Origin of the sequence: Devosia sp. (assembly GCF_036676215.1) — a bacterium.
In the GTDB taxonomy this organism is placed as follows: Bacteria; Pseudomonadota; Alphaproteobacteria; order Rhizobiales; family Devosiaceae; genus Devosia.
In genome coordinates, this window is sequence record NZ_JAKFDJ010000224.1 from 23,539 (window position 1) to 36,310 (window position 12,772).

Annotated in this window: 10 protein-coding genes; 2 read left to right on the forward strand and 8 right to left on the reverse strand. The window is 63.3% G+C overall.

Annotated elements, in window-relative coordinates; genetic code table 11:
• Nucleotides 1-2 precede the first annotated feature (2 nt).
• From V6M52_RS18855 to V6M52_RS18880, 6 genes are all read right to left on the reverse strand, one after another.
• The gene (locus V6M52_RS18855) at nt 3-782 is read right to left on the reverse strand and encodes a TatD family hydrolase (protein WP_332702500.1); all 780 of its coding nucleotides are present in this window, start codon (nt 780-782) and stop codon (nt 3-5) included.
• Nucleotide 783: 1 nt separating this feature from the next.
• Nucleotides 784-2,334, reverse strand: coding sequence for a methionine--tRNA ligase (metG, locus tag V6M52_RS18860; RefSeq protein ID WP_332687369.1), 1,551 nt, complete (start codon nt 2,332-2,334; stop codon nt 784-786).
• Nucleotides 2,331-3,353: an AAA family ATPase gene (locus tag V6M52_RS18865; RefSeq protein ID WP_332702502.1), complete on the reverse strand. Its 1,023-nt coding sequence runs from the start codon at nt 3,351-3,353 to the stop codon at nt 2,331-2,333. Before V6M52_RS18865 ends, metG begins: the two co-directional genes overlap by 4 nt.
• On the reverse strand, nt 3,350-4,036 hold the full coding sequence (gene tmk, locus V6M52_RS18870) for a dTMP kinase (RefSeq protein ID WP_332702504.1): 687 nt from the start codon (nt 4,034-4,036) through the stop codon (nt 3,350-3,352). Before tmk ends, V6M52_RS18865 begins: the two co-directional genes overlap by 4 nt.
• Before the next feature lie 152 nt (nt 4,037-4,188).
• Nucleotides 4,189-5,334, reverse strand: a complete 1,146-nt coding sequence (locus V6M52_RS18875; protein ID WP_332702506.1) for a D-alanyl-D-alanine carboxypeptidase family protein — start codon at nt 5,332-5,334, stop codon at nt 4,189-4,191.
• Nucleotides 5,335-5,372: 38 nt separating this feature from the next.
• The gene (locus tag V6M52_RS18880) at nt 5,373-6,416 is read right to left on the reverse strand and encodes a septal ring lytic transglycosylase RlpA family protein (RefSeq protein ID WP_332702542.1); all 1,044 of its coding nucleotides are present in this window, start codon (nt 6,414-6,416) and stop codon (nt 5,373-5,375) included.
• 243 nt (nt 6,417-6,659) lie between these two features.
• Here V6M52_RS18880 and metH point away from each other — a divergent pair, with 243 nt between their 5' ends.
• Together metH and V6M52_RS18890 are read left to right on the forward strand one after the other, a co-directional pair.
• Entirely contained in the window at nt 6,660-10,418 is a 3,759-nt protein-coding gene (gene metH / locus V6M52_RS18885) for a methionine synthase (RefSeq protein ID WP_442881892.1), read from the forward strand.
• 4 nt (nt 10,419-10,422) lie between these two features.
• Complete coding sequence (locus V6M52_RS18890; protein ID WP_332691841.1) at nt 10,423-10,773, forward strand: hypothetical protein; 351 nt, start codon at nt 10,423-10,425, stop codon at nt 10,771-10,773.
• A 37-nt stretch (nt 10,774-10,810) separates the two neighbouring features.
• Here the strand turns inward: V6M52_RS18890 and V6M52_RS18895 are convergent, their stop codons facing one another.
• A complete protein-coding gene (locus tag V6M52_RS18895; protein ID WP_332702510.1) occupies nt 10,811-11,359 on the reverse strand; it encodes a DUF1643 domain-containing protein in 549 nt (182 codons plus the stop codon).
• A complete protein-coding gene (gene folD / locus V6M52_RS18900; protein ID WP_332702512.1) occupies nt 11,356-12,258 on the reverse strand; it encodes a bifunctional methylenetetrahydrofolate dehydrogenase/methenyltetrahydrofolate cyclohydrolase FolD in 903 nt (300 codons plus the stop codon). Before folD ends, V6M52_RS18895 begins: the two co-directional genes overlap by 4 nt.
• Nucleotides 12,259-12,772: the final 514 nt, after the last annotated feature.

A 12,772-nucleotide genomic window follows, 5' to 3' on the forward strand; every position in this document is an offset into this window, starting at 1 on the left:
GCTCAGGCGAGCCCGGTCTTGGCGAACAGGCGGGCAAAGTTCGCCGTGGTTTCCCGGCCGAGTTGTTCGAGGCCGATGCCGCGCACTTCGGCAAGCTTTTCGGCCGTATGCCGCACGAAACTGGGCTCGTTGGGCTGCCCGCGATGCGGAATGGGCGCCAGATAAGGTGCATCAGTTTCAATGAGATAGCGGTCGGCTGGGACGAATTTGGCGACGTCGCGGATCTCTTCGGCATTCTTGAAAGTGATGATGCCGGAGAAGGAAATATAGCCATCGAGAGCCAGCGCGCGGCGGGCGAGCTCCTGGCCGGCGGTGAAGCAGTGCAACACGAAGGGGAAGGCGCCCTGCTTGGTCTCTTCCTCAAGGATCGTAGCCATGTCCTCATCGGCCTGCCGGCTGTGGATAACCAGTGGAAGACCGGTGATCCGCGCCGCTGCGATATGCCGGCGCAACCCGGTCGCCTGGGCCTCGCGCGGCGCGTTGTCGTAGAAGTAGTCCAACCCCGCCTCGCCGATGGCAACGCAACGCGGGTGGGCACTTAGCCGGACAAGTTCATCTACTTGAACATGCAGTTCCTTGTCGGCATTGTGCGGATGCGTGCCGACCGAACACCAGACGTTCGCATAACGTTCCGCTATGGCCGTGTATGTGGAAAACTTCTCCACAAGTGTGGATATCGTCACCATGCCGGAGACGCCCGCCGCCTCAGCGCGCGCCAGAACACCATCGATATCATCGGCCAGGGCCTCGAAATCGAGGTGGCAATGGCTGTCGATCAGCATGCTATTCCGCCTTGCGTTCGAGACGAGCAAAGACGCCCTGCGGCACCGGCAAGTCCGTGCCAGGCTGCAAGCCTGCTGGCGTTTTGCTGTCAGCAAGCATGCGGTTTTCTTGCGGAACGCCGAGTTGATCGAGCAGACGGGCCGCTGATGCGGGCACGAAGGCCAGCATGGGGATGGCCAGACGACGAACGGTGTCGGCCGTAACGTAGAGTACGGTGGCCATGCGATCCGGGTCGGTCTTTTTCAGCGCCCAGGGTTCTTGCCCGGCAAAGTAGTTGTTAGCCGAACTGAGGGCTGTGATGATGGCGCCGGTGGCCTCGTGGACGAGTTGCTCGTCCATGGCCTTTTGCGCGGCGTCGATGGCCGCGCCCACTTCGGCAATGATGGCCCGGTCGGCTTCGGTCAACGGCCCTGGCTGGGGCACCTTGGCCTCGCAGTTCTTGTTGATCATCGACAGCGAACGCTGCGCCAGGTTGCCCAGATTGTTGGCGAGGTCGGCATTGACGCGCAGCACGAGCTTGTCGTGGCTGTAGTCGCCATCATTGCCGAACGAGACTTCGCGCAGGAAGAAATAGCGCGCGGCGTCGACGCCGAATTCCTCGATCAGAGCGAATGGATCGATGACATTGCCCAGCGACTTGCTCATCTTCTGGCCGTCGACCGTCAGGAAGCCATGCGCAAAGACGCGGTGCTGCACCTCCATGCCGGCACTCATCAGAAAGGCCGGCCAGTAGACGGTGTGAAAACGGATGATGTCCTTGCCGATCACATGCAGATCTGCCGGCCAGAACTTCCTAAACAGCTCGCTCTGTTCGTCCGGGAAACCGACGCCGGTGATGTAGTTGGTCAGCGCATCGACCCAGACATACATCACGTGGTCAGGCGCGTCCGGTACCGGAATACCCCAGTCGAAAGTGGTCCGCGAGATCGACAGATCCTGCAGGCCGCCCTTCACGAATGAGATGATCTCGTTGCGCCGCTCCTTGGGCGCGATGAAATCGGGATTGGACTCGTAGAGGTCGAGCAGCTTCTGCTGGTAGGCCGAGAGGCGGAAGAAGTAGGTCGGTTCCTCCACCCAGGTGACCTCAGCGCCCGAGGGGGCAAATTTCTTGCCGTCTTTCTCGGTCAGCTCGTCTTCGTCGAAATAGGCCTCGTCGCGGACCGAATACCAGCCCTTGTAGGTGGACTGGAAAATGTCGCCGTTGTGACTGGCGGCCATCTTCTTCCAGATCGCCTGGCTAGCCTCGTGGTGGCGCTGCTCGGTGGTGCGGATGAAGTCGTCGTTGGAAATGTCGAGCGCTTCGGCCAGGCGCCGGAACTCGGCGGAATTGCGGTCGGCCAGTTCGCGCGGCGTGACGCCCTGGGTGGCGGCCGTCTGCACCATCTTGATGCCGTGCTCATCGGTGCCGGTCAGGAAATAGACCTCGCGGCCTTCGAGCCGCTTGAAGCGCGCGATGGCGTCCGTCGCGATCATCTCATAGGCGTGGCCGATATGGGGCGCGCCGTTAGGATAGGAAATCGCAGTCGTGACGTAGAAGGGCTTGGCGGTCATAGGGGCTCGGTGGAAACGGTCGTTGCAACGTGCTTCCTGATCGCATCGAAAATGGCGACAAGCGTCTGTTTCATATCCAGATTGATGCTGTCGGCGTCCGCGAAAAGGGCGTGTGCCTTGTCCCATAGCTCGTTGGCGGAGGCAAGGCGTCTGCGGCCTTGCGGCTGCATGGCGGCGTTGCGGGCCTCATCGGCCATCCAGTCGTCCAGCATCTCCCGCGCGAAGGTGAGTTCTGTGCTCTGCGTGTCGGCCCCGAGCGCGTCTGCCAGCTGCAGCATGACTCCGGCCGGATGTTGCGCCGGGTTGGCGAGCCATGCCTGCAAGGCACCAAGGGCGGATTCTGGTTCGAGCGCCAGCGTCTCGAACGCCCGCCGGGGACGGCCGCCGGCCAGCGCGATGGCTCGGTCGAGTTCGACCTGCCCGAGGCTCGGATCGTGATCGACCAGGACGCCACGCACGTCCTGGTCACCAACCGGCCGCAGCGCCAGATTATGGCAGCGCGACTTGATGGTGGGCAGCAACTGACCCGGGCGATGTGAAATCAGCAGGAAAATGGTGTCCGCGGGCGGTTCTTCCAGCGTCTTGAGCAGGGCATTGGCTGCTGAAGCATTGCAGTCATCAATGCTGTCGATGATCGCCACCCGGTGCCCGGCCCGGCCCCGCGTGTGATGCAGGCTGTCGCGCAACTCGCGCACATCCTCGACGCGGATGACGGTGTAATAGCCCTTGCTGTCCTTGAGACGCCGGCGCAGCAGGAAGAGATTGGGATGCGATAGCGCCGCGATCTGTTCCTCGACGCGGTGCCCTTCTTCGTCGCCCGTGGCGGTCAGAATGGCGGCCGCCAGCTCGAAAGCAAAGGTCGCCTTGCCGATGCCCTGCGGACCATGCAGCAGGATGGCGCCCGGCAGCCGACGCTGGGCGAGCTGGTCAAGGATGGCGGCGCGCGGCTTGTCATGGCCCCGTGCCTTCTGGCGCCGTTCCGGGGGCAGGATGTCGGCAAGGCCGTCCGGGTCGGTCACGCCTGCGAACCGCGCAGCAGTTCGGGAAAGCGCTGGCTCACGGCTTCCCAGATGGCGGCCTCGAGAGCGTCTTCGGATTGGGCGGCGGAAATAACCACGCAGCGGTCCGGATTGTCTCGCGCAATGGCCAGAAAGCCCTCGCGCAGCCGCTTGTGCCAGTCGAGCTCTTCCTTTTCGAAGCGATCGCCGGTCAGCGCCAGCCCATCCTCGATGGCCCGATCCGCGACACGCTTGAAGGCGGCTTCCGGATCCATGTCCAGCACGATGGTCAGGTCGGGCGTATGGCCGTCGAGCGCCAGGGACTCAAGGCCTGCGATGAGCCTGTCGTCAACGCCCCCCGTCAGGCCCTGATAGGCGCGGGTGGAATCGTGGAAGCGATCCGAGAGCACCCAGATGCCATTGCGCAGATTGGGCGCGATCAGCTGGTTGACGTGGTCGAGGCGGGCGGCGGCAAACAGCACGGCCTCGGCGCTCGGCCCCCAGCTTTCCGAGCGCCCCTGCAGGATGAAGGAGCGGATGGCCTCGGCCTTGGGCGTGCCGCCCGGTTCGCGCGTGCGGATGGCCTCGATCGCGTGCCGCTGCAGGTTTTGCAGCAGCCGCTTGATCTGGGTGGATTTGCCGACGCCTTCGCCACCCTCAAAGGTGATGAAACGGGCGCGGCTGGCTTTGGGCGCTTCGAGCATGGGCGAGCTGATTCCCTGGTCTTATCCGTCTTCTAAGTCAACTCGCCCAACGGGGAAAGACGACTGCCCGAAACTGCCCGCCATTCGAGCGTAGCTCTCATGGCCTCTTCGCCTAAATTCGCTCCGCAGGAGCGAATTTGCCTTCGGCCGGCTCAGAGCCAGCCAAGGGCCAGCTGTTTGAGAGCGTCAGTTGCCTTGCGCAGAATGTCACCCTCTTCAATCGTCTCGGCAGCATAAAGCGGCGCCACCTGCACCAGTTGCTCGTCGCAAAACACCCGCAACTCGGCGATCTGGTCACCTTGCACCACGGGCGGCATCAGTGGACCGGTATAGACCACCGACGCGCTGAGGCATCGGCGCGACCCCCGCGGCAGATAAAGGGCAACCTCGCCGTCACCCACCAGACCGACACTCGGACTGGTGCCACCATAGACATTGGCATGGGCGACAACCGCCCCCTCGGGATAGGCGGAAAACCGCTCGAACGCCCGGGCACCCCATGTGATCAGCTTGCGGCCTTCCTCGTTGCGCTGGGCCATGGACGTGAGGCCGTGCAGCACCGCTATCAGGCGCCGGCCGCCCTCATCGGTCGAAATCACCGAACCATAGCCAGCGGCCTCGGTGTGGCCGGTCTTGAGACCATCGACGCCAATGCCAAGTTCCACCAGGGAATTCCGGTTAGCCTGCTTGATGCCGTTCCACTCCATCTCCGGCTCGGAGAAGTAGTGGTAGTGCTCGGGGTATTCGCGGATCAGGTAGCGCGCCAGGTCTGCAAGATCTCGCGCGGTAACATACATGTCCGGGTCCGGCAGGCCGGCCGGATTGGTGAAGTGCGAGTCGGTAAGCCCGATTTCCTCCCCCAACTCGTTCATCATTGCGGCAAAGCTTCCCTCCGACCCCGCAATGCCTTCAGCCAGCACGATGGCCGCGTCATTGCCTGACTGGATGATGACCGAGCGGAGGAGGTTCTCGACACTGATCTGCGAGTTGAGATCGGCAAACATTGTCGAGCCGCCCGACGAGGCGCCGCCGGTGCGCCAGGCATGTTCGGAGACGAAGAACTCGTCGGCCATGCTGAGGCGCCCGGTGCGAATTTCATTGAAGACCACGGCGATGGTCATGAGCTTGGCCATGCTGGCCGGCTCCATCGGCAGGTCGGCGTCCTTCTGGAAGATAACCGTGCCGGAGGCTTCGTCCATCAGAATGGCGAACTTGGCCTGGGTGTCGAACTCTGCCTGCGCCAATGCGGGCGCCGTCAGCGCCAGCATCGTCGCCAAAACCTGCCAGATCCGCCTCACGCTATCCCCCCTACAGCCGGCCCCCTGCCGGCCGACAGCTAATTGAGTTTTATGTCATTGAGGCCGAGTTCGCGAGCCATATCGAGAACATCAATGCGTGATACGCCGGGCTTGAGATAGGTAAGCGTCAGACGGGTCGCATCGCGTCCGTTGACCGTCACCGGCTCCTCGTCGACTGCGCCCAGAATGGCGAACTGCTCGGCCAGGCTGATTGCATTGGCCTGATCGGCAAAAGTGCCCAGGCTCAGGCTGATGGCGCGTGCATCCGCGTCGACCGATTGCACCCAGTCGTCCAGTTCCGGCGCGCGGGTCGCCATGGCGTTGACGGCGGAATGGGCCGTACCGATGGCGGCATCGGCCTGTTGGGGCGTGGTATCGGCATAGGAGAACAGATTGCCCAGGAAGCTGCCGGCGATATCGGCCAGACTATTGGTATTGTCAGCATAGGCGAACTGGGTATTGCCGCCGCCACCGAAATCGGCTGGACCCGAATAGCTGGCGACCAGCATGCGCGTATCGTCGCCTTCAAGCGGCGCCGGACCAACATACTCAGCCTGGATCTGCGCGTGTCCGTTGTTCACATAGCCCAGCATGGACGCGGCGCGATGCGACAGATCCATGATACGGCCGGGCATATAGGGGCCACGATCGTTGACGCGCACGATGACCGAGCGGCCATTGGCCTGGTTGGTCACGCGGACATAGGACGGCAGCGGCAGCGTCGGATGTGCGCCGGTAATGGCATTGGCCGAGAAGATTTCGCCATTGGCGGTGCGCCGGCCATGGAAGTCCGAGCCATACCAGGAGGCCTCGCCGACCGCGGCATAGTCCGGCTGCTCGGCCGGAACGTAGACCTTGCCGCGCACGGTATAGGGCTTGCCGACCTGATAGCGGCCACCGCCCTTGGGAGGATTGGGGTTGGTGGTGACGCGCGGAGAAACGCCGACACCATATTCGGAGGAGGAGAAAGCGGAGCGCTTGACAGTGGCCCCCAGCCCGCCGCCACAGGCAGCGATCATCGGGGCGACAAGGGCCGCAAGGGCGACAAGGCGGACGGCATGGCGCCAGGAGGTCGTCGTCACGGTACTCAAACTCTTACTCTCGTCATACTGCGAGCGCAGATCATAACCGATCCCGCCGCGATCGAGCGCACAGAACAGTTTTCTGGTTTCAGTGAGGTTAAGGGGAACAGACTGTTAGCTTTGAGCGTAGCATTTGATGCCAATGCGCGGTGGATCGGAGAGAAAGCTATCCTGTCCCGCCTATTGCGAATTTGCAGACATAAAGATATCTTTATGTGATCGGAATTTCCGAACTTGAGGTAGATGGCGATGAGCCAGCATGACGAAGCCCATATTCCCGACTGGAACGAGGTCCGCGCAGCGCTTGCCAAAGCGGCGAGCGAACGCATCCTGATCCTCGACGGCGCGATGGGCACCATGCTGCAGCGCCGCAAGTTCACCGAGGAGAATTTCCGCGGCGAACGCTTCAAGGATTGGAAGCTGCCCCTGCAGGGCAATAACGACCTGCTGGTGCTGACCGAGCCGAAGGCGGTCGAGGACATCCATTTCGAGTATTACATGGCCGGCGCCGATATCGCCGAGACCAACACCTTCTCGGCGACCTCGGTGGCGCAGGCCGACTATGCCTGCGAAAGCGCGGTCTATGACATCAACTACCAGGGCGTGATCGTTGCCCGCCGGGCGGCGCAGCGCGCCGAGGCGGCGGATGGCCGGCGCCGCTTTGTTGCCGGCGCCCTGGGGCCGACCAACAAGACCTCGTCCATGTCGACCGATGTCAGCAGCCCCGGCTTCCGTTCGATCACCTTCGACGAATTGGTCGTGGCCTATGGCGAAGCGCTGCGCGGGCTGATCGATGGCGGCGCCGACCTGCTGCTGTTCGAGACCATTACCGACACGCTCAACACCAAGGCCGGTATCTTCGCTGCCCAGCGCCTGTTCGAAGAGCGCGGCATCGACGTGCCGGTCATGATCTCGGGCACCATCACGGACCTTTCCGGCCGCACCCTGTCTGGGCAGACGCCGACCGCCTTTTGGTATTCGGTGCGCCACGCCAATCCGTTCACCATCGGGCTTAATTGCGCGCTGGGCGCCGACCTGATGCGCGACCATATCGGCGAGCTTTCGGGCGTGGCCGATACATTCATCTGCGCCTATCCCAATGCCGGCCTGCCCAACGAATTCGGCGGCTATGACGAGACGCCCGAATCCATGGCGTCGCAGCTGGAAACCTTTGCCAGCGAAGGACTGCTCAACATTGTGGGCGGCTGCTGCGGCTCGACGCCCGATCATATCCGCGCCATTGCCGGGGTCGTGAGCAAGTACCAGCCGCGCGTGGTGCCGGAAATCGAGCGCCAGCTGCGCCTCGCGGGCCTCGAAGGCTTCACGCTGACGCCGGAAATCCCGTTCGTGAATGTGGGCGAGCGCACCAACGTTACCGGCTCGGCCCGCTTCCGCAAGCTGATCACGGCCGGCGACTATACCGCGGCGCTCGACGTGGCGCGGGACCAGGTGGCCAATGGGGCCCAGATCATCGATATCAACATGGACGAAGGCCTGATCGACAGCAAGCAGGTGATGATCGACTTCCTCAACCTGCTGGCGGCCGAACCCGACATCGCCAAGGTGCCGCTGATGATCGACTCTTCCAAGTGGGAGGTGATCGAGGCGGGTCTCAAATGCGTGCAGGGCAAGGCACTGGTCAATTCCATCTCGATGAAGGAAGGCGAAGAGGCCTTCCTCAAGTCAGCCCGGCTAGTACGCGCCTATGGCGCCGCGGTCGTGGTCATGGCCTTCGACGAGCAGGGCCAGGCCGATACGCTGGAGCGCAAGGTCGAGATTTGCGCGCGGGCCTACAAGCTGCTCACCGAGGATGTAGGCTTTCCGCCGGAAGACATCGTCTTCGATCCGAACGTCTTCGCGGTGGCCACCGGCATCGAGGAGCATAACGGCTATGGCGTCGCCTTTATCGAGGCGACCAAGATCATCACCGAGACGCTGCCGCATGTGCACATTTCGGGCGGCATCTCCAATCTCAGCTTCTCGTTCCGCGGCAATGAGCCGGTGCGCGAGGCGATGCACGCCGTGTTCCTCTACTATGCCATCCAGAATGGCATGGACATGGGCATCGTCAATGCCGGGCAGCTGGCGGTTTACGAGTCCATCGACCCCGAACTGCGCGATGCCTGCGAGGACGTGATCCTCAACCGCACGCCCGATGGCACCGACCGCCTGCTGGCGCTGGCCGAACGCTATCGCGGCACGGCGGGCAAGGAGGCGACGGCAAAGGACCTGAGCTGGCGCGAGAAATCGGTCGAAGACCGTATCGCCCATGCGCTGGTCAACGGCATCACCGAATATATCGACGCCGACACCGACGAGGCCCGGCTCAAGTCGGCGCGGCCGCTGCATGTCATCGAAGGCCCGCTGATGGCCGGCATGAGCATCGTCGGCGACCTGTTCGGCTCGGGTAAGATGTTCCTGCCGCAGGTGGTGAAATCGGCCCGCGTGATGAAGCAGGCCGTGGCCTTGCTGCTGCCCTATATGGAAGCCGAGAAGAATGCCGACGGCAAGGCCACCGGCCGCCAGAGCGCCGGCAAGGTGCTGATGGCAACAGTCAAGGGCGACGTGCACGATATCGGCAAGAACATCGTCGGCGTCGTGCTGAGCTGCAACAATTACGAGATCATCGATCTCGGCGTCATGGTGCCGACCGCCAAGATCCTGCAGACCGCCAAGGACGAGAATGTCGACATCATCGGCCTCTCGGGCCTCATCACGCCCTCGCTGGACGAGATGGTGCATGTAGCCGCCGAAATGGAGCGCGAAGGCTTCGACATTCCGCTGCTGATCGGCGGCGCGACGACCAGCCGTGTGCATACTGCGGTCAAGATCCATCCGCGCTACGAACGCGGCCAGGCCGTGCATGTCAACGACGCCAGCCGCGCCGTTGGCGTGGTCGGCAATCTCTTGTCCAAGGACACCAAGGTCTCCTTCATCGCCGACATCCGGGCTGAATATGCCAAGGCAGCGGCGGCGCATGAGCGGGCGGAAAGCGAAAAGAAGCGCGTGCCGCTGGCTCTGGCCCGGGCCAATGCCTTCAAGCCCGACTGGAGCAGCTATGTGCCGCCCAGGCCGAGCTTCCTCGGCACCAAGGTGTTCGAGGATTCCGACCTGGAAACGCTGGCCAAGTATATCGACTGGACGCCCTTCTTCCAGACCTGGGAACTCAAGGGCCGCTACCCCGCCATCCTCGAAGATGAGCGGCAGGGCGAGGCGGCGCGCCAGCTGTTCGATGACGCGCAGGCCATGCTCAAGCAGATCATCGACGAAAAGTGGTTCGTGCCGCGCGCCGTGGTGGGCTTCTGGCCGGCCAATGGGGTGGGCGACGACATCCGCCTGTTCAAGGACGAGGGCCGCGCCGAGGAACTGGCGACCCTGTTCACCCTGCGCCAGCAGCTCAGCAAGCGCGACGGCAAGCCCCATATGGCGCTGGCCGACTTCGTAGCCCCCGCCGGTACGCCGGACTACATCGGCGCCTTCGTCGTCACCGCCGGCATTGAGGAAGTCGCCATTGCCGAGCGCTTCGAGCGGGCCAATGACGATTATTCGTCGATCCTGGTCAAGGCGCTGGCCGATCGCTTCGCCGAGGCCTTCGCCGAATCCATGCACGAGCGGGTGCGCAAGGAATTCTGGGGCTATGCGGCCGACGAGACCTTTGCCCCGGAAGACCTGATCGCCGAATCCTATCGTGGCATCCGCCCTGCGCCGGGCTATCCCGCCCAGCCCGACCATACGGAAAAGACCACTCTGTTCCGCCTGCTCGACGCCGAGAAGAATGCCGGCGTGACGCTGACGGAGAGCTACGCCATGTGGCCGGGTTCGTCGGTATCGGGGCTCTATTTCAGCCATCCCGAATCCTACTATTTCGGCGTGGCCAAGGTGGAGCGCGACCAGGTGCTCGACTATGCGGCGCGCAAGGGGATGAGCCTGGACGAGGTGGAGCGCTGGCTCGGCCCGATCCTCAACTACATCCCCGGGCCAGCCATCGTGGCGGCGGAGTAATGCGATGGGCCGGGTCGAACAGATACCCGTGACACTGGTGACCGAGCCGGGGCGGCTGCTGGCGCTTGACGCCGACACCGCCCTGCTCCGCCTGCCGGCCAATAGCGGGCATGGCCATGAAGACGGCGGCCAGTGCATCGCCTGCGCCATGCGCACCGACGTGCGGGCCCTGCTCTATGATCTGCTGGAAAGCGCCAAGCAGGGACGGCGTCCGCCCTTCAGCAAGGTCGTGGTGGATGCCAGCGCAGTGCCCGACCAGTCGGTGGTGATTGCCGCGCTGACTGGCAGGCTGCCGGCACAGGCCTTGCGGGATCACACGGTGGCGCGATTGTTTTATCTGGCTGGGGCGGCGTAGCCACTTCGACCTCCCCAAGGGGAGGCTCGGAGGTGTCCTACCCTTCGTACCGCACGAGTTGCGTATCCAGCCTGAGATAGAGCGGATGCTTGGGCGAGCCGTCGCCATTGGTGCCAAAGCACCAGAGGTCGATACCATCCGCTCGCAGGGCATCGACAATGGCCTTGCCGGCCGGCGCCAGTGCCCTGTTGAGCTTGCCGTGGCAGAGGACCACCAGATCGGCACCCGTGGCAGCATCGCGGATCGCCGGCAGATTGGCATCCGAGACCGCCACCACGCCCGTAGCCAACAACACTTTCGGGTCGGTTGCCCGGTAGTCACCGACATTGGCCTTGACCATGGCCGAATAGCCCTCGCGATTGGCAAAGGTCCACTCGCGGGCACAGGTTGGGTCGTTGACCGTGCCGTCGGCGGTGCTGGGATTCATGCCGATGAACAGCACATAGCGCTCGGGGAAGTGCTCCCCCGTCCAGCGGCGCATCAACTGGCGATAGCGGCCATCGGCACTGAACGTGGCGTCGCCTTTGACGCCCGGCATTAGCGGCAGGCGCACCTTGCCGCCGGGGTCGTGCGCGTCGACGCTCATGCGGTCAGATCGCTCGGCGGCACGAGGCCATTGATCAGCGAGGCCGTGGTGATGGTATTGGCCAGGAGGCACGCAATGGTCATGGGACCGACGCCACCCGGCACTGGGGTGATGGCGCCAGCCACTGCGGCTGCCTCGGCATAGGCGACGTCGCCCACCAGCCGCGTCTTGCCCTCGCCCTTGTCGGGCGCCGGCACACGGTTGATGCCCACATCGATGACGGTGGCGCCCGGCTTGATCCAGTCGCCCTTGATCATTTCGGGCCGGCCGACGGCAGCCACCACGATATCGGCACGGCGCACCACGTCCGCCAGATCCCTGGTCTTTGAATGAGCGACGGTCACTGTGCAGTTCTCGCGCAGCAGCAGTTGCATCATCGGCTTACCCACCAGGTTTGATCGACCGATGATGACGGCATTGAGCCCGGCCAGCGAACCAAGCTGGTCGCGCAGCAGCATCAGGCACCCCAGCGGCGTGCAGGAGACCGGACCCGGCAGGCCGATCTGCACCTTGCCGACATTGGCCGGCGTGAAGCAGTCCACGTCCTTTGAGGGCTCTATGGCTTCGATCACCTTGATCGCGTCAATATGGGCTGGAACCGGCAACTGCACAAGAATACCATGCACTTGCGGATCGTTATTCAGGCGATGCACGAGTTCGAGCAGTTCCGCTTCGGTGGTATCTTCCGGCAGCTCATGCTTGAACGAGGCCATGCCGACTTCGGCCGTCTGCCTGGCCTTGTTGGCCACATAGACCTGGCTGGCGGGATCATGCCCGACAATGACCACGGCGAGGCCGGGGATGATGCCGTGTTCGGACTTGAGGCGCGCCACATGGCCGGCCACACGGCCCCTCAGGCCCTCGGCAAAGCTCTTGCCGTCGATGATCCTGGCCGTCATGGGAAACTCCTTATGCAACGCGCGCCGCAGCATTAGAAAACGCTGAACGCTTCGTCTATCTTTTTGGCGGTCGAGCGGGTGGGAATTTGCCATTTACAAGCAAGAACCACGCCCGACACCGGCGATGTTGATGACTTCCTGGCGCAGATGGACGATCCAGCCAGGCGCGCCGGCGACCACGCGCTGGTCGCGCTGATGGGCCGCTATTTTCCCGAACAAGCGAGCAACGTGACGCCCTGCTGGCGCGCCTGGGCAGGCCCTGCCTCTACGTCAGGCGCCTCAACGACATCGACCTCAATGTTCTGCGAGACTTGGCGGGATGTCGGTCCGGACTTTGCGTGCAACCTGTCCCTCGACAAAATAAGAGGGCTGCAATGGCATTTCTACCATTGCAGCCCTTTGGAAACATCAGCCAACCGCGCTGTTGAGGGCTTGGGGGACAAGCGGCCAGCACGACGTTCCTCGCTCACCGGTTGCATGGGTCGCTTGCCGTGCCAGTGAACTGCCTAAGAAG

What these genes read in the sequence shown, in the direction of transcription:
- V6M52_RS18855 (WP_332702500.1), bottom strand. Translation starts at nt 782, where the DNA reads ATGCTGATCGACAGCCATTGCCACCTCGATTTCGAGGCCCTGGCCGAT.
- metG (WP_332687369.1), bottom strand. Translation starts at nt 2,334, where the DNA reads ATGACCGCCAAGCCCTTCTACGTCACGACTGCGATTTCCTATCCTAAC.
- V6M52_RS18890 (WP_332691841.1), top strand. Translation starts at nt 10,423, where the DNA reads ATGGGCCGGGTCGAACAGATACCCGTGACACTGGTGACCGAGCCGGGG.
- folD (WP_332702512.1), bottom strand. Translation starts at nt 12,258, where the DNA reads ATGACGGCCAGGATCATCGACGGCAAGAGCTTTGCCGAGGGCCTGAGG.
- metH (WP_442881892.1), top strand. Translation starts at nt 6,660, where the DNA reads ATGGCGATGAGCCAGCATGACGAAGCCCATATTCCCGACTGGAACGAG.
- V6M52_RS18895 (WP_332702510.1), bottom strand. Translation starts at nt 11,359, where the DNA reads ATGAGCGTCGACGCGCACGACCCCGGCGGCAAGGTGCGCCTGCCGCTA.
- tmk (WP_332702504.1), bottom strand. Translation starts at nt 4,036, where the DNA reads ATGCTCGAAGCGCCCAAAGCCAGCCGCGCCCGTTTCATCACCTTTGAG.